The 21,631-nt window shown below is 71.1% G+C and carries 18 protein-coding genes; 3 read left to right on the top strand and 15 right to left on the bottom strand.

From position 1 onward, the window contains the following. Positions 1 to 151: 151 nt before the first annotated feature. Both ACFWJ8_RS09355 and ACFWJ8_RS09350 read left to right on the top strand, forming a co-directional pair. The gene (locus tag ACFWJ8_RS09355; protein ID WP_378810839.1) at positions 152 to 2,326 is read left to right on the top strand and encodes an LLM class flavin-dependent oxidoreductase; all 2,175 of its coding nucleotides are present in this window, start codon (positions 152 to 154) and stop codon (positions 2,324 to 2,326) included. 31 nt (positions 2,327 to 2,357) lie between these two features. Then, a complete protein-coding gene (locus ACFWJ8_RS09350; RefSeq protein ID WP_378810838.1) occupies positions 2,358 to 2,747 on the top strand; it encodes a hypothetical protein in 390 nt (129 codons plus the stop codon). A gap of 13 nt (positions 2,748 to 2,760) precedes the next feature. Here ACFWJ8_RS09350 and ACFWJ8_RS09345 read toward each other — a convergent pair whose 3' ends face one another. The 15 genes from ACFWJ8_RS09345 to ACFWJ8_RS09275 all read right to left on the bottom strand — a co-directional run bounded on the left by ACFWJ8_RS09345 (position 2,761) and on the right by ACFWJ8_RS09275 (position 20,186). After that, positions 2,761 to 4,227 (bottom strand): MFS transporter, encoded by a 1,467-nt coding sequence (locus ACFWJ8_RS09345; RefSeq protein WP_378810836.1) that lies wholly within the window; start codon positions 4,225 to 4,227, stop codon positions 2,761 to 2,763. Beyond that, a complete protein-coding gene (locus ACFWJ8_RS09340; RefSeq protein WP_378810834.1) occupies positions 4,224 to 5,309 on the bottom strand; it encodes an LLM class flavin-dependent oxidoreductase in 1,086 nt (361 codons plus the stop codon). The genes ACFWJ8_RS09345 and ACFWJ8_RS09340 overlap by 4 nt, the downstream gene beginning before the upstream one ends. Beyond that, positions 5,306 to 6,178, bottom strand: a complete 873-nt coding sequence (locus ACFWJ8_RS09335) for a DUF1684 domain-containing protein (RefSeq protein ID WP_378810832.1) — start codon at positions 6,176 to 6,178, stop codon at positions 5,306 to 5,308. The genes ACFWJ8_RS09340 and ACFWJ8_RS09335 overlap by 4 nt, the downstream gene beginning before the upstream one ends. A gap of 15 nt (positions 6,179 to 6,193) precedes the next feature. Next, positions 6,194 to 7,222: an LLM class flavin-dependent oxidoreductase gene (locus ACFWJ8_RS09330; protein ID WP_378810830.1), complete on the bottom strand. Its 1,029-nt coding sequence runs from the start codon at positions 7,220 to 7,222 to the stop codon at positions 6,194 to 6,196. After that, positions 7,219 to 8,877 (bottom strand): dipeptide ABC transporter ATP-binding protein, encoded by a 1,659-nt coding sequence (locus tag ACFWJ8_RS09325; protein WP_378810829.1) that lies wholly within the window; start codon positions 8,875 to 8,877, stop codon positions 7,219 to 7,221. The genes ACFWJ8_RS09330 and ACFWJ8_RS09325 overlap by 4 nt, the downstream gene beginning before the upstream one ends. After that, positions 8,874 to 9,851: an ABC transporter permease gene (locus ACFWJ8_RS09320; RefSeq protein WP_378810828.1), complete on the bottom strand. Its 978-nt coding sequence runs from the start codon at positions 9,849 to 9,851 to the stop codon at positions 8,874 to 8,876. Before ACFWJ8_RS09320 ends, ACFWJ8_RS09325 begins: the two co-directional genes overlap by 4 nt. A gap of 12 nt (positions 9,852 to 9,863) precedes the next feature. Continuing rightward, positions 9,864 to 10,835: an ABC transporter permease gene (locus ACFWJ8_RS09315; RefSeq protein WP_378810827.1), complete on the bottom strand. Its 972-nt coding sequence runs from the start codon at positions 10,833 to 10,835 to the stop codon at positions 9,864 to 9,866. Positions 10,836 to 10,859: 24 nt separating this feature from the next. Continuing rightward, the gene (locus ACFWJ8_RS09310; protein WP_378810826.1) at positions 10,860 to 12,476 is read right to left on the bottom strand and encodes an ABC transporter substrate-binding protein; all 1,617 of its coding nucleotides are present in this window, start codon (positions 12,474 to 12,476) and stop codon (positions 10,860 to 10,862) included. Positions 12,477 to 12,691: 215 nt separating this feature from the next. Continuing rightward, positions 12,692 to 14,575, bottom strand: coding sequence for an FAD/NAD(P)-binding protein (locus ACFWJ8_RS09305; protein ID WP_378810825.1), 1,884 nt, complete (start codon positions 14,573 to 14,575; stop codon positions 12,692 to 12,694). Further along, on the bottom strand, positions 14,572 to 15,939 hold the full coding sequence (locus ACFWJ8_RS09300; RefSeq protein ID WP_378810824.1) for an NtaA/DmoA family FMN-dependent monooxygenase: 1,368 nt from the start codon (positions 15,937 to 15,939) through the stop codon (positions 14,572 to 14,574). Before ACFWJ8_RS09300 ends, ACFWJ8_RS09305 begins: the two co-directional genes overlap by 4 nt. Continuing rightward, positions 15,936 to 17,183, bottom strand: a complete 1,248-nt coding sequence (locus ACFWJ8_RS09295; protein WP_378810823.1) for an LLM class flavin-dependent oxidoreductase — start codon at positions 17,181 to 17,183, stop codon at positions 15,936 to 15,938. The genes ACFWJ8_RS09300 and ACFWJ8_RS09295 overlap by 4 nt, the downstream gene beginning before the upstream one ends. A gap of 144 nt (positions 17,184 to 17,327) precedes the next feature. Next, positions 17,328 to 17,498: a hypothetical protein gene (locus ACFWJ8_RS09290; RefSeq protein ID WP_378810822.1), complete on the bottom strand. Its 171-nt coding sequence runs from the start codon at positions 17,496 to 17,498 to the stop codon at positions 17,328 to 17,330. A 39-nt stretch (positions 17,499 to 17,537) separates the two neighbouring features. Then, on the bottom strand, positions 17,538 to 18,113 hold the full coding sequence (locus ACFWJ8_RS09285; RefSeq protein WP_378810821.1) for a flavin reductase family protein: 576 nt from the start codon (positions 18,111 to 18,113) through the stop codon (positions 17,538 to 17,540). Between the two features lie 103 nt (positions 18,114 to 18,216). Continuing rightward, positions 18,217 to 19,356, bottom strand: coding sequence for an LLM class flavin-dependent oxidoreductase (locus ACFWJ8_RS09280; protein ID WP_378810820.1), 1,140 nt, complete (start codon positions 19,354 to 19,356; stop codon positions 18,217 to 18,219). Then, positions 19,353 to 20,186, bottom strand: a complete 834-nt coding sequence (locus ACFWJ8_RS09275) for a nitroreductase family protein (RefSeq protein WP_378810818.1) — start codon at positions 20,184 to 20,186, stop codon at positions 19,353 to 19,355. Before ACFWJ8_RS09275 ends, ACFWJ8_RS09280 begins: the two co-directional genes overlap by 4 nt. Positions 20,187 to 20,342: 156 nt before the next feature. Here ACFWJ8_RS09275 and ACFWJ8_RS09270 point away from each other — a divergent pair, with 156 nt between their 5' ends. After that, positions 20,343 to 21,248 carry a PhzF family phenazine biosynthesis protein gene (locus tag ACFWJ8_RS09270; protein WP_378810817.1) on the top strand — a complete coding sequence of 302 codons (906 nt, stop codon included), beginning with the start codon at positions 20,343 to 20,345 and terminating at the stop codon, positions 21,246 to 21,248. Positions 21,249 to 21,631: the final 383 nt, after the last annotated feature.

Genomic DNA, 21,631 nt, shown 5'->3' with positions numbered 1-21,631 from the left:
TGCTTGTGTTGGGGGGCTTTTTTTGTGTGGGGGTTATTGGTCCCTTAAACCCCCCGCGGGGCCCCCCCCCCCCTTCAACCCCCCCCCGGGGGGGCCCCCCGCCCCCCCCCGGCTCCGCCGCGTCCGCCGTCCCCCGCACCCAGGAGATCCCATGTCCCGCGTCCCGCTCTCCGTCCTCGATCTCTCGCCGTTCGGCACCGGACAGACGCCGGCCGACGGCCTGCGCGCCAGCATCGACCTCGCCCGCACCGCCGAACGACTCGGCTACCGGCGCTACTGGGTCGCCGAGCACCATTTCAATCCCGGCGTGGCCGGCGCCGCCCCGCACGTGCTGCTGGCCGCTGTCGCCGCGGCGACCCGAGACATCCGCATCGGCACCGCCGCGACGATCATCGGCAACTACTCCCCCGCGCAGGTCGCCGAGGCGGCAGGGGTCGTCGCCCAGCTGCATCCTGGTCGCTTCGACTTGGGCATCGGCCGGTCAGGGTCCCGCAGCGCGGCACAGACTCCTCCACCCGCGACAGCGCAGGACCGGATCGTCGACGGTCTGCTCCTGCCCGCCGCACGTCCGTTCGCCGGGTTCGACTCGGAGCGCTTCGTCGTCCAGGCACGCCTGCTCGGTCGCAGCGAGGCCGACGGCGAGCGGTTCGCCGACGACGTGGCGGACATCCTGTCGTTCTTCGACGGGACCTACGCTCCGCCGGAGAACCTGCCGATCCACGTGACGCCCGCCGAGGGGGCCGATGTCACGGTGTGGATCCACGGCTCCACCGCCGGGCCGAGTGCGAGACTGGCGGGCGAGCGAGGTCTGCCCTTCGGCGCGAATTACCACGTCGCTCCCGGTTTCGTCCTCGACGCGATCGCCGAGTACCGCGCCGCTTTCCGGCCAGGGCTCATTCCCGAGCCGTACGTGGTCGTCTCGGTCGATGCCGTGGTCGCCGAGACGGATGCCGCAGCCCGACGGCTCGCAGCGGGTTACGGTCGATGGGTGCACAGCATCCGCGCCGGCCAGGGCGCCGTCCCGTTCCCCTCGCCCGACGAGGCCGCCGCCGACCCGCTCACCGACGAGGAGCTCGCCGTCGTCCGTGACCGCCTGGACACTCAGTTCGCGGGCTCTCCCGAGACCGTCGTGCAGCGCCTGGAGACCCTGCAGCGCGTGACCGGTGCCGACGAGCTGCTCGTCACGACAGTCACGCATGACGCCGCAGACCGGGTCCGCTCGTACGAACTGCTCGCCGAGGCATGGGGAACTGTCGCCGACGACCGGGCACCGCAGACGGCATCCGCACCAGACTGGACCATCCGGCTCGTGCGCACCGAAGAATACGAGCGGGCGGGCGAGGTGACCGCCCAGGCGTACCTGTCGAGCTACGGCGAGCTGTCGGAGCAGTATGTGGCGTCGCTGCGCGACGTGGCGGGACGCGTGCGGTCGGGTGACGTGTGGGTGGCCGCCACCGATGCCGGCGAGATCCTCGGCACGGTCTGGGTCTCGCGTCCCAACCGGCCGCTGGCCGACGTGGCAAGACCCGGCGAGACCGACTTCCGGCAGCTCGCGGTGGCGCCGTCGGCACGCGGACGCGGCATCGGCGAGGCTCTCACCCGGCACGTGATCGATCTGGCTCGCGAACGTGGGTCGCATCGCGTGGTGATGAACAGCGGCCCCGAGATGGTCGGCGCCCACGCCTTGTACGCGAAGCTCGGATTCGAGCGGCTTCCCGAGCGCGAGGGCGTCAAGGAGGTCGAGCCCGGCCGGTTCATCGAGCTGCTGTCGTTCGGCTACGACCTCGCGCCCGAACCCGCCCCGGCTCCTGCGCGTCACCGGTCCTGGACACTGGAGACCGTCGCGTGGGACGATCCCCGCGCGTCGGCGCTGCGCGAGGAGATGGACGCAGAGGTCTCGCCCCGGTATGCGGACCGGCTCGCCGCCGCAGCCGCCGAGCTCGGCGACGAGGCGGGGCAGACATTCGTGGTGCGTCCCGACTCGATCGTGGCGACCGTGCTCGTGGTCGACGAGACCGGCGACGCGGTCGGCCACGCGGCGCTGCGGGACCTTGCGCACGACGGCACCCGCGACCTGGAGGTCAAGCGGGTGTTCGTCAAGCCACGGGCTCGGGGCATCGGCGCCAGTCGCGCACTGCTCGCCGAGCTGGAGCGCATCGCCCAGGACCGCGGTGTGAATCGGTTGATCCTGCAGACCGGTGACCGGCAGCACGACGCGGTCGCGCTGTACGAGCGCATCGGCTACCGGCCGATCCCGATCTTCGAGCCCTACCGCGCGTTCACGTTCTCGCAGTGCTTCGAGAAGGAGCTCGTTCCGGCATCGTGACCACGGTCGGCAGCGGGGCCACAATGGCACCATGACCAAGGCAGCCGTCTACCAGCCCGGCGTGTGCAACATCGGACCGGTCGAGATCCGCAAGCGGCGGATGTCGGGCTGGCTCGGGCTGGCCATCGCCGTCGTCTTCCTCGCCGTCGCGTTCGCGCTGGGATGGGCGGCGCCGTGGCGGCTGCTCGTGGCGCTGCCGGTCTTCCTCTCGGCACAGGGCTTCCTGCAGGCGGCGTTCCACTTCTGCGTCGGATTCGCCTCGCGCGGACTGTACAACTTCGGCGAGCTCGGCTCGGAAGAGACCGTGTACGAGGCGGAGTTCCGCAAGAAGGATCAGCGCAAGGCGCTGCTCATCACGGTGCTGGCGTTCGCGATCGCGGCGGCGGTCGCCGTGGTCGCCGCCCTCATCCCCGTCGGCTGAGCGCGGCGAGACGTCACCCGTCGGCCGCGCTGCCCACGGGCACCCGCGGCAGCGGCGTGCCGGCATCCCTGGCCCCCGCACGGCGGAAGGCGGGATCGAGCGAGGCGAGCACGGCGACCAGTGAACCCAGTGCGCACGTGGCGAGGGCGGTCTGCAGGGTCCCGGCCGTGGACACTCCGGTGGAGGTGAGCAGGATGCCGGCGGCCAGCGCGACAAGGAAGGTCGCGGCCAGGCGCTGCGTGAGCTGCAGGAACGACGCGGCGACACCGTGCAGCTCAGGCGGCGCGAATGACAGCGTCGATGCCCGCACGACCGGCTCCACGAGCCCGCCGCCGACGCCCAGGCCGATCTGCGCCGCCGCCACGACGAACAGCGCACCGTCGGGGAGCTGCGGTGCGGCGATCGCGAGCCCGGCGAACAGCGTCGCCTGCAGCCCCAGGCCGATCCACACGGTCGCGGACGCGCCCAGACGGCGCACCACCGGCAGGCTCACCAGCGAGCCGCCGACCCGGGCGAGTGCTCCTGGCGCGAAGACCAGCGCGATGAGCAGGGCCGACAACGCCGGCGACTGCAGGAAGTACAGGGTGACCGCCGAGCTCGCGGCGATGCCGCTTCCGAACCACAGCAGCGCGACGATGTTGCCGACGACGAACCCCCGCGAGCGCACGAGCGCCGGGGCGAACAGCGGCAGGCGGCCGCTGCGGTGGTACCGGCGCTCCCAGAGCACCAGGACGACGGCAAGCCCCGCCGCAGCGACCACGACGCCGATGCCCGCGGCCCCCGACAGCCCGGGCTCGACGACGGGAAGCGTCAGCGCGACGACGATCAGGCACAGCAGCACGATTCCGGGCAGATCGAGCCAGACCCGCGTCGCACGTGCGTGCCGGGCCGCCGGCATCCCTCGCCATCCGAGGACGAGCGCCGCCACCACCAGCGGCAGCGGCGTCAGCAGCACGAGGCGCCAGGCCGCGTCGGCGCCGACCGCGCCCAGCAGCACCGCCGCCAGTACGGGGCCGAGCACGCCGGCACACCCGCCGACGGCTGTGTACGCGGCGAGCGCGCGCAGCCGGGCGGCGCCCGCGAAGAGGTCCTGGATCACCCCGAGCACCTGGGCGCTGATGACGCCGGCGCCGAGCCCCTGTACGAACCGGGCGGCGACCAGCACCACGATCGTCGGAGCGGCGACGGCGGCGACACCGCCCACGAGGAAGATGCCCAGTCCGAGCAGGAACAGCGGCCGTCGGCCGTAGACGTCCCCCAGCCGGCCCGACGGGATGAGACCGAGCCCGAACGTCAGCGAGAACGAGGCCAGCAGCCACTGCGTGCCCGCCGTCGAGCCGCCCAGCGAACTGCTCACGGCGGGCGCGGCGTAGGTGATGACGGTGGCATCGAACAGGGTGGCGAACCCGGCTGCCAGGCACGCCCAGAGCGCGGGCCGCGCGCGCGGTGTCCGCGCGGTGCCCGCGCTCTGCGAGGTCATGCGGCTGCGAACTCCCGGGCGCGGTGCCCCAGCGGGTCGGCGTCCGTCCACAGTGCGGTCGGGAACTCTCGGCGCAGCACCGGGGCCACCTCCAGCGCGAAACGTTCCAGGATGTCGAGCTGGCGGTCGAAGGGCACCGTCGTCGGCAGGCTGATCGACTGCAGATCATGGCCGAGGCGACCGTGGAACCGCGCGATCTTGTCGATCACCTGCTGCGGTGTGCCGACGAGCGCGGGGCCCTCCGCGACAGCGTGCTCGATGTCGCGGAAGGGTGTGTTGTTGCCGGGCACGTTCGTGGCGGCGACGATCGCGTTGTACACCGGTCCGTACTCGCGGATCGCCTCCTGGGTGGTGTCGGCGATGAACAGGGCCCCCGACCCCGCTGCCACGAAGGCGGCCGCCGGGTCGTGTCCGTGGCGCACGTACTCGGCGCGGTAGTGGTCCACCAGCACGCCGTAGTTCTCGAGCGGTTGGATCGCGTTCGCGCTGAACAGCGGATCGCCGTAGCGCGCAGCGAGCCCGGCCGAGAACAGCGTCGTCGCCGAGCCGTGCCACACCCGGGGTGCGCCGTCGAACGGTCGTGGCAGCGTCGTGACCCCCGTCAAGGCCCGTGTGAACGCGGTCCCGGGCCACGTGACGTCCTCTTCGCGCCACAGCGTCCGCAGCAGCTCGTACTTCTCGGCGAGCAGTTCCCACTGATCGTCGATGTCGAGGCCGAACAGCGGGAACTGGGCGACCTCGTTGCCCTTGCCGATCGTCAGGTCGAGTCGTCCGGCCGACAGCTGATCGATCGTGGCGTAGTCCTCCGCGACGCGCACCGGGTCGAGGACGGAGAGCACCGTCACCCCGGAGTTGAGGCGGATGCGGCTCGTCTGTGCCGCGACGGCTCCCAGCAGCACGGTCGGCGACGACGAGATGAAGTGTCCCGCATGCCGTTCGCCGATGGCGACGGCATCCAATCCGAGCTCTTCGGCGCGGATCGCCTGCCGGAGCGTCTCGGCGAACCGGTCGGAGGGCGACGCCTGTCGCCCCGTGATCGGGTCGGCGCGGTACGGGACGATGTCGAGCAGCTGGAACCTCATGCGCGCAGCCCCGGAGCGACGAGGGCGTCGCCCGAGCGAACGCGCGCGAGCGGTGTCTTCTCGCCGGCCTCGATCCCGACCGGCAGCCGGTTGCCCGCCGGCGGGAGCGGGCAGGTGGCGAAGTCGGTGTACGCGCACGGCAGGTTGACCGCGCGGTTGAAGTCGATGACGGTCCAGCCGTCCGCGTCGGGCGCGTCCACCCCCACCGACCGGTTCGCGGCATACGTGGTGAGCCCGCTCGTCGCGTCGGTGAAAAGCACCAGCAGGTCGCCGGGGCCCTTGCCCTCGAACGCGATGAGGGTGAACTCCTCGCCTCGCCACGAGAACTCCAGCACCCCTGGCGCGTCATAGACGTGCGTCAGCCCGTCGACGGCCGCACCGACCTCTGTGGGCAGAGGCGCCTCGAACGGGCGGAAGCGTGCCGCGACCCGCCAGCGCGGGTTGGGGACGTAGGTCGGAGTCCCCGCGTACTCTGCGAGGAACGGGTGGTCCGACCGGCGCGGGCGCAGGATCGTGTGGCCGCCGCGCTGGGCGATCTCGACCGCGCCCGCGACCTCGCCGTCGGTGAACGTCGGCGTGATGCTGGTGCGCTCGGGCAGCTCGCCGAAGGCATGGCGCCCGGTGAGGGTCACGCCGTCGAGCGTCAGGCTCTCGCCGTCGGCGAGCTCGACGACGACACCGGCTGCGCCCAGCCGCCATGTGCCGGGGGCGTCCGGAAGCCTGACCGGGTCGGCTCCGAGCCAATGCAGCCCGGTGATCGCGAAGAATCCGAGGCCATCGGCGCGACGCGTCTCATGTGCGCGATGCCAGTCCTCCCAATCGCGGCCGAACTGGGCGCGGTCGAGCTCGGTGTCGAGTGTCGTGGTCATGGGTCCTCCTCGGTGTCAGACGGCGTGGGCCGGTGTCAGTGCGGGCTGCCAGCCCACCAGCGGCAGGACGGCGGCGCGGATGTCGGTCAGGATCTGGCGGTATTCGTCTTCGTCGAAGCCGTAGGGCAGCGCGACCCTCAGCTCGGTGCGGCCATCGAACGTCGGGTCCTCCGCCAGGCGCGCGGCGATCTGCTCGGCGGTGCCGTGCAGATCGCGCTGGAAGACGACGGTGCGGCCTCCGAGCGACACCGGCTGGGCGGTGCGCTCGTCACGCGCGGCGACGTAAGCGGCGTAGTGCGCGCGCTGCGTCGCGGTCGCCGAGTCGGTCGGGACGATCACGCGTTCGACGCCGACACGTGCCTCGTCGCCGCGGAACTCGGCGAGGTAGGCGTCGATGTGCACCCGCTGCGCGGCCTCGAACGTGGCGGCGGCCTCGCCGTCGCCGACGTTGCCGAGCAGTAGCTTCAGTCCCCGCTCAGCGGCCCAGCGCACGGACCGCAGCGATCCGCCGCCCAGCCAGACCCGGTCACGCAGCCCGGCGACGTGCGGCTGGACACGCGGGATCTGCGGTCCGTATGGGGTCGAGAGCTCGTCCTGTGCCAGCGGGTGCCCCTCCAGCGACACCAGGAACCGATCGATCAGCGTGTAGGGATCGGCGGCCGTCGCGGCATCCCCTCTTCCGAGGTCGGCGAGCAGATCGCCGTGGGGCGCCGACGTGCTGATGCCGACGTTGACCCGCCCGCCCGAGAGGGCGTCGACGGTCGCGAAGTCCTCGGCAAGCCGGAACGGCGTCTCATATCCGAGCGGCACGACGTCCGTCTCCAAGCGGATGGTGCGCGTGCGCTGGCTCGCGGCGGCGAGGAAGGGCAGTGCCGCAGAGACACCGCGTTCGAGATGACGCTGACGGATGCCGGCGACGTCGTAGCCGAGCTCCTCGGCGAGCGTGAACAGCCGGAGGGTCGTCTCCAGGCCGTCGCGGGGGTCGCCCTCGGGGAACGTGCCGGCCAGGATGATGCCCGCGGCCGGGATGAGCGCGGCGCTCATCCCGGCTCGCCCACGAGTGCCGCACCAGCCCGCCGCGACGGCGTCGAGCCCGGGATCGCCTCGATGAGACGACGCGTGTAGTCCTCGCGTGGCGCGTGCAGCACCTGGGACGTGGCGCCCTGTTCGACGATGCGGCCACTCTGCATCACGGCGACACGGTCCGAGATCTCGCGGACCACGGCGAGGTCGTGGCTGATGAAGAGGTACGACACCCCGACGTCGCGCTGCACCTCCGCGAGCAGATCGAGGATCTGGGCCTGCACCGATACGTCCAGTGCCGACACGGCCTCGTCGAGCACGACCAGATCGGGCCGCAGCGCCAGCGCACGGGCGATGGCCACCCGCTGGCGCTGTCCGCCCGACAGCTGTGCGGGGCGGCGCTGACCGGTACCTGCCGGCAGCGCCACCTGGTCGATCAGCTCGCTCACACGGCGGACCCGCTCGGCCCGTCCGACGCCGTATGCGCGCAGCGGCTCGTCGATCACGTCGGCGATCGTGAAGCGCGGGTCGAGCGACGCGTAGGGACTCTGGTACACGAGCTGGAACCGCCGACGCAGCGCGCGCAGCTCCTCACGGCTCGCCTCGACGAGATCGTTGCCGTCGAAGCGGATGCCGCCCGCCGTGGGCCGCTCCAGCCGCAGCGCGAGCCGCGCCGTGGTGCTCTTGCCGGATCCCGACTCCCCCACGATGGCGAGTGTCTCTGCACGGTCGATCCGGAACGACACATCATCGACCGCGACCAGCCTGTCGCGTCCCGGCAGCGGGAATTCCTTGCGCAATCCGGTCGCCTCCAGGAGCGCCGGCTGCTCGGCGGCGGGCGCCGGTCGCTCGCCGCGGTCGGTCGTGCGCGCCGAGACGCCGTCGGCGCCGCGCAGGCCCGGGGCCGCGGCGATGAGCGCTCGGGTGTACGGGTGCTGCGGATGCTGCAGGACCTCGCGCGCGGGCCCGGTCTCGACGATGCTGCCGTTCTGCATCACGATGATGCGGTCCGCGCGGTCGGCGGCCACCCCCAGGTCGTGGGTGATGAGCAGCACCGACGTCCCGAGCGTCGAAGCGAGCGTGTCGATATGGTCGAGGATCTGCTTCTGAACCGTGACGTCCAGCGCGCTGGTGGGCTCGTCAGCGATCACGAGCTGCGGCTCGGCAGCCAGCGCCGCCGCGATCAGAGCACGCTGCTTCATCCCGCCCGAGAACTGGTGCGGGAACTGGCGGGCCCGCGCCTCGGGTTCGCCGATGCCCGCGAGGCGCAGCAGTTCGACGGCCTGCGCGGCGGCGCTGCGACGAGTGGCGAGGCCGTGGATCACGAGCGGCTCCCCCACCTGGCGGCCCACGCGCTTGACCGGGTTGAGGCTCGTCGTCGGATCCTGTGGGATGAGGCCGATGCGGCGGCCGCGCACCTCACGCCAGGCGCGGCGCGACAGACCGGTGAGATCGACGCCGTCGAACGAGATCGTGCCCGCATCCACCGACGCGTTGCCCGCGAGCAGGTGGATCACGGCGTGCGCGGTGGTGCTCTTGCCCGAGCCCGACTCGCCCACGATCGCGACGACCTCGCCGCGGTCGACGGTGAAGCTCACGTCGCGAACGGCGGGGCGGGCCTGGCCGTCGAGCGTGTACGACACCGACAGGCCGGAGACCTCCAGCAGGGCGGTCATCGGATTCCCCCATCGCGTTCGAGCGCACGCGAGATGCGGTTGGCCGACAGCACGACGGCCACGATCACGAGACCGGGGAGGGTGGTCAGCCACCACGCCACGGCGAGGTAGTCGCGCCCGCCCGACACGAGCGATCCCCACTCCGGGGTGGGCGGTGGCGCTCCGAAGCCGAGGAACGACAGCGACGAGATCGCGAGCACCATCACGCCGAACTCGAGTGCGGCCAGAGCCACGACCGGGCCCGACGCGTTGGGCAGGACGTGCCGCCGCAGCACCGTGTACCAGCGCACCCCCGACACGCGGGCCGCCTCGACGTAGACGGCGGTGGCGATCTGCAGCACCTCGGCACGCATGACGCGCGAGAAGGATGCCACGCTCGCGAGCCCGACCGCGATGGCGACGTTCAGCGTGCCGAAGCCGAGCGCGGTGATGAGCGCGAGCGAGAGCAGCAGGCTCGGGATGGCGAGCAGGACGTCCATGAAGCGCATGATCGCGTCGTCCACGATGCCGCGCAGGAATCCGGCGAGCAGTCCGAAGAACGACCCGACCGCCAGCCCCACGACGACCGCGATGCTCGTCGCGGCGAGTGAGGTCGCCGATCCGTAGACGACGCGGGCGTACAGGTCGCGGCCGAGGTTGTCGGTGCCGAACAGATGGGCGGCGCTGGGCGGCAGCAGCCGGTCCTGCGGGACGCCCTCGATGGGGTCCCACGGCGTGAACCAGGAAGGCGCCACCGCCCACAGCGTCACCAGCGCGAGCACGAGGATCGACAGCACGAGCGTCGGCTGCTTCAGGACCGTGACGACCGGGCGCAACGAGATGCGGCGGGTGGCGGCATCCCTGCGCTCTTCTTCGAGGGCGGCCGCGGCGGGGCCGCCCGCCGGATCGGCATCGGGGTCGGTGAACGATTCGAGGAAGGGGTCGCGCGGCTCGATGGTCCGCGTCGGGGCGGAGAGCACGTTCTCGACGGTCATGGCTGCTCCTTGTCAGGCCGCGACGAACGCTGTGCGGGCGAGCGTGATGCGGCGGTCGATGAGGGGGTAGACGAGGTCGACGACGAGGTTCGCGACGACGAAGACGAGCGCGGCGAAGACGACCACGACCTGCACGACGGGCACGTCTCGGTTGTTGACGGCGGTCACCACGAGGCGGCCGATGCCGAGCCTGGAGAAGACGGTCTCGGTGACGACGGCGCCAGACAGCAGGCCGCCGACGAGGACGCCCACCATCGTGAGCGACGGGATGGCGGCGTTGCGGAAGGCGTGCCCGAGCTGCACGCGGCGCTCGCTCGCGCCCTTGGCGCGAACGATCTCGACGTACGGCTGCGCGAGCGTCGAGCGGAGGCTCCGCGACAGCAGCTGTGCGATGAACGCCCCTGACGGGATCGCGATCGTGATGGCGGGCAGCACGAGGCTCTCGAAGCCCTCGTTGCCCATGGAGGGGAACAGTCGCAGCCGGAACGAGAACGCCTGCAGCAGCAGCAGTCCGATCCAGAACACCGGGATCGACACCCCCAGCGGCGGCAGCGACGACAGCAGGCTGCGCAGCCACTTGGCCCGCGCGAGCGAAGCGGCCAGCGCCAGCAGGATGCCGAAGACGACCGACAGCACGAACGCGAAGGCGGTGAGCGCGAGCGTCGGCGGCAGCGATTCGAGGAGCAGGTCGGATGCCGGGCGCCCGGTCTGCGTCGAGACGCCGAAGTCGCCGGTCACCGCCTTGCCGAGGGCGACCAGGTACTGCTCCCACAGCGGCCGGTCCAGGCCGAGCTCGGTGCGGAGCTTCGCCACGAGCGCCGGGTCGATCGCCTCCTGGTCGCCGCCGCCGGCGAACAGCGTCGCGGCGTCGCCGGGCAGCAGATAGAGGATGAGGAACGAGATCGTGTACGCGGCCCACAGGACCAGCAGTCCCTGCCCGATCCTTCGGGCGATGTAGCTCCACCACATGTTCTCGTTCCTCATCCTTTCCGTGTCAGAGCCCGTGGCTCACTCGGTGACCCAGGCGTCGTAGAAGTCGAGGCGGCTGGATGCCTCGAACGTCAGGCCGTGCACCTTCGACGCCGCGGTGATCGTTGTCGACAGCTGGTAGATCGGAATCGAGTAGCCGCCCGTGATGAGCTCCTTCGCCGCCTCGTCGACGACCTTCTGCCGCTCGGCCGGGTCGATGATCGCGGCCTGCTCGTCCAGCAGTTCGTCGATCTCGGCGGGTTCGGTGCGCTTGGTCGCGTTGTTGGTGCCGTTCACCGAGAACACGGTGCGCAGCACATCCGGATCAGCGCGCGTCAGGTTGCCGTACGAGAAGTCGTACGTGCCGTCGGCGTTCGCCGCCTGCACGTCGGCGATGCTCGCGAAAGTCAGCTGCAGGTCGACACCGATCTGGCGCAGCTGCTGCTGGACGAGCTCGAGCACCTCCTTGGGCGACTGCCAGTAGGTGACGTGGAAGCTGAGCTTCTCGCCGTCCTTCTCGCGGATGCCGTCGTCGCCGACGGTCCAGCCCGACTTCTCGAGGAGCTTCTCGGCAGCCTTCGGGTCGTACTCGAGCACGTCGCTCAGGTCGGCGAAGTAGGGCGTGGACGAGGCGAGCGGAGACACCGCGGGCTTGTCGTCCGGGCTCAGCAGCGTGGACGTGATCTGCTCGCGGTCGATGCCCTTCTGGATCGCCAGCCGCACGTTCTCGTCGGCGAGCTTCTCGGTGGACTGGTTGGCGAACAGGTTGTACACCGACCCCGGATTGGCGCGGTTGAGGCTCCAGAAGTCGTCGCCCTCGAACAGCACGGCGTCGGCCGTGGCGATGCCCGTGGTGGCATCGATCTGCCCGGACTGCAGGCTGCCGGTGCGGTTGCCGGACTCGGGGATCACCTTGTACGTGATCGTGTCGAGGTAGGCCTCACCGGTGTGCCCGGCGATCGAGGGACCCCACTCGTACCCGTCACGACGCTCCAGCACGGCGCCCTCGTTGGGCGTGTAGCTCTTCACCGAGAACGGGCCCGAGCCGATGTAGTTCCCGAGGCAGCGGTCTGCCTGGCTGACTGCCGCGGTCGCGGGCGAGAGCAGGCCCAGCGAGAACGTCGACGTCGCCTGCAGGAACTGCGCGTTCGGCTCGGTGAAGTTGATCGTGACGGTGTGCTCGTCGACGACGTCGATGCTTCCGAGGTCGGCGAGGTACGACGAACCCAGCGTCGCCTTCGCGCCCAGGGCGACGATCGCCTCGAAGTTGGTCTTGACGGATGCCGCGTCGACGGGTTCTCCGTCGGCGTAGGTGGGCCCGTCCTGCAGGGTGAACGTGAAACTCGTCGCGTCGTCGTTCACCTTCCAGTCCTCCGCGAGCCACGGCAGGATGTCGCCGGTCTCGGGGTCCTGGATCGTGAGCGAGGCGACGGTCTGGCGGGCGATGGCGATCGCATCGTTGTTGCCGACCTGCTGGGGGTCGATGCACTGACTGTCGACCGAGATCGCGAACGTGAGGTTGCCGCCGCTGGTGGGCTCCGCGTCCGCGGATGCGGAGGGCGCGGCGTCGCCGGAGCCGCTCGCACACGCGGTCAGCGCGAGCGCGACGGCTCCGATCGCCGCGAGCGCGGCGGTACGGGGTCGGGTGAACGACATGGTGTCTCCAGAAGCTGTGTCGGGGATCGCGATCGGGGTGCCGGCGCGTCGCTACAGCGTCGCCGAGACGCCCTGCGGGCCTCCATCGGGCGTGTCACGGGACGTGAATCGGAGTCGCGCGTGGTCACACGTCGTCATTCGGCGTCACATCGCCGCCCTGCCACGCCCAGTGCGGGCGGACCTCGTCGGTCCCCGGGGACGGACGAGGTGACCGGTCACGGTGCGACCGGCACGACGACCCCCAGGTGCGCTGCGACAGCTCCCGCGACCCGGTCGTTCTGCCGCAGCGACAGCGAGTCGGCCCGGGGCCGGGTGAACGCGCCCGCCTCGGTCTGCGATGTGAAGGGGCCGATGGCGAAGAGCGCATCGTGGGCGGAATCGTCGTGCCGCACGACACGGCCCTCGTCGGTCACCCTCACGCGGCCGAGCAGGCCGTCGTGGTCGGCGTCCGCGATGCGCAAGCCGCTGCCATGCACCGTCGCGAGCTCGCGGAGTGCGGGATCGGTGCTGACGGCGGCGTCCGCGGCGGGCAGCCAGGCGTCCACGAGCGCGCCGGCGACGGTCGGGCCCGCTGCCCGCGGCCCGGTCGCGACGAATCCGCCTGGCTGCGCGCTCACCGCGATGTCGGGGCCGATGAAGCGCACGACACCGGCATCTGCGAGGGCGAGCAGCTCCTCGAGCCGGTGTGGCGGCGGACCGCTCGCAAGGTAGCTGAAGAACGTGTGCCACCGGACCGGGAGGGTGTGCGCGCGGGAGCGCGCGTTCCACTTCTCCTTCGGGATCTCGGCCAGCGCCATGAACGACAGCAGCGCGGCGATGAACACGCCCTGGGCCGGGCTGCGCTCCTGCGTCGTCCGCAGCTGCAGGTCCTCGGCGATGTGCACCCGCACCCGGCGCTGTACGTCGTCGGCGTCGGCGAACGCGACGCCTTCGAACGGCCGGTCGAAGGCGGCGACGTCGAACCGGTCGAGCGGATCGGGCACCACGGCGGCGACCGCGGCGCGCAGGGCCGGGTCGTCCCAGGCGTGGGCGCCCAGGATCTGCCGGAACTGCTCCCAGGTGCCCGAGACGCGACCGGGATGCCCGGTGAACAGTTCGCGGTAGTGCCCGTGCAGCAGCTCCCCGGCGATGAGGGGCCACACGTCGCGCTCGAAGTCGATCGGGCCGTCCGCGTCGACGAGGGCCGCGACCGCCGTCGAGGTGAGCACCTCGCGCTGCGGCGGATCGCCTTGCAGGCTTGACGTGACCTTGGACCGGTACGGGACTCCGCGCCGCGACCCGAGGTGCAGGCGGGGTTCGCGGCCCGACGCACGGTAGCGCAGCGCGCCTTCGGCGTCTCGGTCGAACCGTCCGCCGCGGCCCTGGGTGAGCAGCACGACGAGGTCGACCGCTGCGAGCCCCATGCCCCGCACGATCACGTCGCCGCCCTCGGCGAGGTGCGACAGATCGGAGTCGGCGGTGAACGCGGGTGGCACATACTGCAGCCCGAACCGCGTGGATGCCGCGACCAGCGCCGCCGAGGCCGGGTCGAGGTCGCGCTCGGTGTGGCCGAGGCAGTAGACGACGGCATCCACGACGATCTCGCCACCGCCGGCGAGTGCGGTCGCGTGACGTCCGCGGGTCGCCGGGCGCACGCGGGTCACCGTGTCGGTGTGCAACCGGATGCGCACGCCTGCCGGGGCGTCGGCGATCGTGCGCCGGAAGAACCAGTCGAGGTAATGGCTGTGCAGGCGCCGCGTCGGAAACCCCGTGGGCTCCAGGACCTGCGCTTCGGCCGCCGACAGCTCGTCGAGCTCGACGTCGGGCAAGTCGCCATCGCGCCACTGCTCGAGCCATTCGCTGAGCGAAGGACCGGGGCGCACCGGTCCGTCGATCGTGCAGGAGTCGTCGGTGAACACCGTGACGTCTCGCGTCATCGAGTTGAGCTTGAGCAGTGGCGACTGTGCGTGCCGCCAGATCCGCCCCGCTCCCGGTGGGAACGGGTCGACGAGATCGATGTCGAGCTGGGTGCTCTCATCGGTGCGCGCCAGCAGGCGCTCCAGCAGCATCGTCGCCCGCGGGCCCGCTCCGACGAACAGCAGGCGCGGGCGCCCGGTCATCGTGCCGCGAGCGCCGGCGACGCCAGGCCGGGGACAGGCAGACCGAGCAGGTCGCGCAGCGTCGCGCCCTCGTCGTAGGACTCGCGGTACGAGCCGCGCTCCTGCAGCAGCGGCACCACACGTTCGGCGAACTCGTCGAGGCCGTGCGGCGTGAGATGGCCCACGATCGTGAACCCGTCGGTCGCGCGCTCCTGCACGTACCGGTCGATGTCGGCGGCGATCCGCTCCGGCGTCCCGACGAACGTGTGGTTCGCGGTGAGCCGGATGACGGTGTCGCGGATGCTGAGTCCTTCCGTCTCCGACAGCTCGCGCAGCTTCGCGATGCGCGCACGCACCGCCGCGTGGCGATTGGCCCAGCCGCGCGCGGTCTCGGAACCTGTGTCGGGATCGACAGCGGGCAACGGCCCGTCGGGGTCGTAGCCTGACAGGTCGCGGCCCCATACCTGCTCGACGTACGTGAGCGCGATCTCGGGGCGCACCTGCTGCAGCGCGATCTCGCGCGACCGCTCGCGCGCCTCTTCGTCGGTGTCGCCGATCGCGAAGGTGGCTGCCGGCAGGATCTTGAGCGAGTCCTCCTCGCGTCCGTAGGCGACGAGCTGCCCCTTGACGTCGTCATAGAACGCGCGGGCATCGTCGAAGCCGGTGTGCAGCGAGAAGATCACCTCGGCGTGCTCGGCGCCGAACCGTCGGCCGTCTGCCGAGTCGCCCGCCTGCACGATCACCGGCCGGCCCTGCGGCGAGCGCGGCACGTCGAACAGAGCGTCGACGTCGAACTGCGCGCCGCTGTGACGCACGCGCGCCGGTACGTCGTCGCCGAGGAACACGCCGGTCCCGGCGTCGGCGCGCACACCGTCCGCGGGCCACGAGTCCCACAGCTTCTTGGCGAGCGCCGCGAACTCTCGTGCCCGCTCGTACCGGTCGGCGTGGTCGAGATAGCCACCGCGCCGGAAGTTCGCGCCGTGGAACGCGTCCGAGCTCGTCACCGCGTTCCAGCCGGCGCGGCCGCCCGACAGGTGGTCGAGGGTAGCGAGCTCGCGCGCCAGCTCGTAGGGCTCGTTGAAGGTGGTGTTGAGCGTGCCGACGAGGCCGACGTGCTCGGTGATCCCCGCGAGCGCGGCGAGGATCGACAGGGTGTTGGGGCGGCCGAGCACGTCGAGCTCGTGGATGCGCCCCTTGTGCTCGCGCAGCCGCAGCCCTTCGGCAAGGAAGATGTAGTCGAACAGTCCGCGCTCGGCCGTCGCGGCGAAGTGCTCGAAGGACGCGAAGTCGATCTGGCTGCCCGCCGTGGGGTCGGTCCACACGGTGGTGCTGTTCACGCCCGGGAAGTGGGCGGCGAGGTGGATCTGGCGGATGCTGCGGCTCACAGCGCAAACTCCTTCTCTCGGGCGTAGCGCGGCTCAGGCTCTCGGGCGTAGCGGCTCTCGGGGCGGACGAGGTCCAGGCGTCGGCGCAGCGTGCCGGTGCCGTCGTCGGCACGCAGCGCGCCGGCCGAGCGCAGCAGCGGCACGACCTGCTCGGCGATGGCGACGACGTCGGCGGGCTGCCGGGCGGGCCGCAGGCGCACACCGTCGACCCCGGAGTCTGCGAGCTCGCGCACGACGTCCACCACGTCGGCGGCTGTCCCCACGACGATGCGGGCGTCCGACGTCAGCGGAGCGCCGGCCCAGTCGTCGAGTCGTTCGGCGGTGGCGCGGGCGGCGGCAGCGGTGTCTTCGATGACGACGAGCAGGTCGGCGAACACCCGCAGGGGCTCGCGCGGCGCGACACGGAACTGGTCCGAAGCAGCATCCAGCTCCGCCAGGATCTCGGCGGACCCGAAGCCGGCCAGGTCCTCGCGCGGGGTGATGAAGACGAGGTCGGCGTGCTCGGCAGCGAGCCGGTATGGCACCGTCTGATGGGCGAGCACGGTGAGCAGGGGGCGGCCCTGCGGCGAACGCGGCACGATCGATGCGCCGGTGATCGAGAAGAACTCGCCCTCGAACTCGATGTTGTGGATACGGTCGGCGTCGAGGAATCGTCCCGTCGCGGCATCCCGGATGATGGCGTCGTCCTGCCACGAGTCCCACAGCCGCGAAAGCACGTCGGCGAAGTCGCCGGCCTCGCGGAACGCGGCGAGGATCTCGGGGGCGTCCTCGACGCGGCCCGACGCCGGGAACGCGTCGACGCCCGACGGTCGGCGCCCGAAGTTCGCCCGCTCTGCACCCGAGGCGCCGGCGACCAGGCGCACACCGGCGCGACCCCGGCTCGCGAAGTCGAGGGTCTGGATACCGGTGGCGACGTGGAACGGTTCGGGGTGGGCGGTCGTGACCGTGGGCACGAGCCCGAGGCGCCGGGTCTGCGGCGCCGCGAACGACGCGACGAGCACGGCGTCGAGTCGCCCGCGGACGCGGTCACGGCGCAGCCCTTCGACCTGCTCGAATCGGTCGGTCAGCGCGAGTGCGTCCTCGATCGTGGCGAGCACGATGCCGGCGTCGTCGGCGGTGCGCAGCAGGTCGCGCCAGTAGCGCGGCGAGGTGAGGTCGTGGGGACGGGCCGTCTCCTCCCGCCACGCGGCGGGGTGCCAGCCTGCCCGTTCGAGGGCGATGGCCAGGTGCAGCTGTTCTGTCACGGGATCGGTCCTTTCTCTCGCCGGGGCGGTCTGTTTTCACGATCTCGTCGCGACGGCGGCACCGTCCAACACCCGATGACACGGGAAGACTCACGACGCCAGACGGCGTAACGAACAGGGCTGTCCCGGATCTTCGCGGCCCAGTCAGCGACCTGAACCCCACAGGCGATTCGTCTCGGAGTGCGCACGCAGCAGGTCCTCGCGAGCCGCTTCCAATGTCCGCTGCGCCTCCATGAAGGCGTCGCGCGCCTCCACGAGGCGGACGGGGATGCCGTCGCCGGCGTCCTCATTGCCGTAGCTGTGCGTCCATGACATCTCGTGCTCCTCACTCCTGTGCACGCGGATCGGGCTAGCTCAGCCGACGCGGGAGTGATCGCCGAGTCGGTGCCAGCTGCGGTTGTGGTAGACCAGGGCGGCGCCCGCGGTGTCGGTCTCGACGTCGCGAGCCAGGTGTGCCTGGAGGGCGTGGGCCGCGATGACCGTCGAGCCGCCGGCATCCATCCGGCTGACGACCGCGCACCGCACCCATGCCCGGACGCCGCGGAACAGCGGCTCGCCGGTCGGCAGCGGTGCCCACGAGTCGGTGTTCGCGAAGCGGTCGATGCCGCTCGTCGCGCCCAGGCGTGCGATGTCGAGGTCGTCGGCGTCCAGCAGGTGCACGACGATGGAGTCCGCCGCGAGGAGGGTCGGGGTGGCCGACGACAGCGCCGACACCGAGAACACGAGCAGCGGCGGATCCGCGCTGACCGAGGCCACGGACGACGCCGTCAGGGCGACCGGCCCCTCCGAACCGGTCGCGGTGATGACGGCGACACCGCTGGGGTGCCCGCGGAACAGCGATCGGAAGTCGTCGGACGAGACGGCCGCGCCGATGGTGCGGTGCGCCGGGTGCTCGTGGGCGCTGCGGTTCGTGGTGGGCTGAACGGTCATGTCTCGACGCTAGGGAGCCCGCTTCTGCCGGTCGACGACCCGGCGAAACAGTCCGTCACGGGCGGTCACGCGAGGATGCAGAGCCCGCGCGTCGGGGGCATCCCTAGAGCAGTCCGCGCCGGTTGAGCAGCGGCCGCACCCCTTCGGCGAACCAGTAGGACTCTTCCAGGTGGGGGTATCCGGACAGCACGAACTCACGGAAGCCGTGGGAGTGGTACTCGCCGATGAGGTCCGCGACCTCCTCGTAGCTGCCCACGAGCGCCGTCCCGGCACCGCCGCGGACGAGCGCGGCACCGGCCCAGAGCCCCGGGTGGATCTCGAGGTCGGCGCGGGTGGTGCCGCCGTTCGTCAAAGCGTGCTGACGGCGCTGACCCACCGACCCGGAGACGGCGAAGGCCGCCCGGCGCCGCGCGATCAACTCCGGATCCAGCCCGGCGACGAGGGCATCGGCGATCGCCCATGCCTCGTCCGACGTCGGCCGCGCGATCACGTGCAGACGGACGCCGTAGCTGAGCACCCGTCCTCGGGCCGCTGCCCGCTCGCGCACCCGCCGGATCTTCTCCCCAGCCTGCGCGGGCGGCTCCCCCCACGTGAGGTACACGTCCGCATGCTCCGCGGCGACGTCGATCGCCGCGTCGGACGAGCCGCCGAGGTAGACGGCCGGCACCCGGAGCGGCGGCGCGATGTAGGCGTCCTCGATGTCGAAGAACTCGCCATGGTGGGTCACCCGGTCTCCGGACCACAGCCGCTGCAGGATGACCAGGTACTCTGCGGCTCGCCGATAGCGGTCGTCGTGGCCGACGTGATCCCCGTACCGTCGCTGTTCGACGTCCTCGCCGCCGACGACGACATTGATACGAAGGCGACCGTCGCTGATGTTCTGGAAGGTCGAGGCGAGCTGCGCCTGAATCGTCGGCGAGATGAGTCCTGGACGCACCGCGACGAGGTACTCGAGCGAACGGGTGTGCTGCGAGAGGGCGGCCGAGATCGTCCAGCTCTCTTCGTTCCCGCTCCCGGTGGGGACGAGAACGGCCTCGTAGCCCAGGTATTCGGCGGCGCGGGCGACCTGCGAAAGGTAGGGGATCGTCGCCGCGCGCTGGGCGACCGGTTTGTGCAGCGGATCGTTGTTCGTGGCGCTGCCCAGGCTGAGATCGGTGCGCGAGTCCCCCGTGAGCGGCAGGAACCAGTCCAGGCTGATCCGCTGATCCGTCGCAGCTCCGGGGTCGCTGGTGTGAGCGGTCATGCCGACGGCAGTCCGCGCTTGTCCAGCACCGATCGCAGAGCGTCACGGCCGTGCAGCGCCGATCGACTGCGGACGCGGGTGATGACCGACTCGAGCCATCCTCCGCTGCGACCCTGCGACTCGTTGAAGCCCCGCAGCACTGTGTCGTAGCCCTCGATGTCTTCAGCGGCGGCGGCGCGATAGAGCTCGTCATGGCGGACCACCGACTGCGGCAGGCGCGGCTTCACCTGCGCCCGGTCCGACTGCGCCGGGCGTCCGATCGCCACGCCCACGACGGGGTACGTCGCGTCGGGCAGTCCGAGGAGCTCCGAGAGCTGCTCCGGGTTGTTGCGCACCGCGCCGACGTAGACCGCGCCCAGACCTAACGACTCGGCGGCGACCACGGCGTTCTGCGCGGCGAGTGCGGCGTCGATGGTTGCCACCAGCGTGCTGTCGAGATACTCGATGCCGGTGGATGCCTCACCCCGGCGTCGTGCGATGTCAACGCCGCGCGCCCAGTCGGCGACGAAGACGAGGAACACCGGCGCGTCCGCGATGAACTGCTGTTCGCCGGCGAGGGCCGCCGCCTCTGCCTTGCGTGCGGGGTCGCGTACGACGATCACACTCCAGGACTGCAGGTTCGACGAGGTCGAGGCCGACTGGGCTGAGGCGATGAGCGTGTCGATGACCTCGTCCGCGATCGGTGTGGAGTCGAACGCGCGGACGGAACGGTGTGCCAGCAGCAGCGGCACCACCCCCGCGGGATCGACGCGAAGCCCGATCGGCGGACGGACGCCGTACCGATCGCTGACGAGGGTGTCCGAGTGGACTCCGGTGTCGGTGAGACTCATGGCTCCTCCTTGCAGACCGATGACGACACGTTCACTGTCGACGACGGCGACGGTCCCGCCGAGTTCGCCCGTCACATCCCGTCACGAACGCGACGTCACACGCAGTCATGGATCCGCAGCACCGCTCGTGGCGGCCGATCCTGCTCCATAGGGTGGATGCACGAGGAGGAGGCCACCGTGGTCGACAAGCACTTCTGGTGGGTCGACGTGTTCGCCGAGACCCCGCTGACCGGGAACCCGCTGTCGCTCGTCCCCGACGCGGACGACCTGGACGAGGGTCGCATGTGGGCGATCACCCGAGAGTTCAATCAGTCCGAGACGACGTTCCTGGTGACCCCGACCAGGCCGGGTGCGGACTGCCGGCTTCGCTCGTTCACGGTCGCCGGGGCGGAGGTCCTCGGCGCCGGACACAACGCGATGGGAGCCTGGATCTGGCTCGCCGAGGCTGGGCGCCTCGATCCCGCACGCACCGAGTTCGCTCAGCAGATCGGCGACGACGTCCTGCCCGTCCGCATCGACAGGGCTGAGAACGGGCGGGTCCAGGTCTCGATGCGCCACGCGCGCACCCGATTCGTTCGCACGGTGCACGCGGGGGCAGAGTTCGCGGATGCTCTCGGCCTCGACGCCGATGCCCTGGCGGACGGGCGCTCGGCCGAGGTCGTGTCGACGGGTGCCGCGCATCTGCTCCTCGCGCTCGATTCCCGCGAGGATGTCGACCGAGCAGATCCGGATGCCGCCCACCTGCGCAGGCTGCTCGCCGAAGCCGGCGCTGAAGGCTGCTACGTGTACTCCACTGCAGACGGCCACGACGGGGTTCATGCCTACGCCCGCTTCTTCAACCCCACCGTGGGCATCGTCGAGGACCCCGCGACGGGCACCGCCGCGGGTCCCCTTGCCGCACTCCTCGTCCGCGAAGGCCTCGTTCCGGAGCACTCGCCCATCCGCATCGAACAAGGACGCGCACTCGGCCGCCCGAGCATCCTGCAGGTCGTCGTAGACGACGACCACGTCGAGCTGTCGGGCTCGGGGATCGTCGTTGCCGAAGGCGTCTTGCACCTCTGAGTCCGCGCAGACCTTGAGTAATGAACGCCCATCCGGCCCGCGTGACCGGGGCGCTACGGTTCAGCTGAGAGTTCACCATCATCATCGGTGGATGGCTGGTCCCGCGTCTGCACACGGCACGTTGTCACCATGAGTGGGCGTAGTGGCGGCCGCCTCGTGGCGAGCACGGATCATGTCGCTGCGCTCCCGATGCGCGTCTCGGTACAAGGACGTGAGCCAGTGGCGTGCGATTCTGAGTCGGTCGCCAGCGCTCGGATCGGCCGAAATGTGACTGAAAATCGAAAGGTCACCGGTCGGAGCCACACGGGTGATCGTTACAGTCACCCCAGGACCCTCGCGTAGCTTCCACATCGCGGGGGGGGTTTCGTCTTCTCCCTGGAATC

It is taken from the genome of Microbacterium sp. NPDC058389, assembly GCF_042722305.1.
Lineage (GTDB): Bacteria > Actinomycetota > Actinomycetes > Actinomycetales > Microbacteriaceae > Microbacterium.
This window is presented reverse-complemented; position numbering and strand designations above follow the sequence as displayed.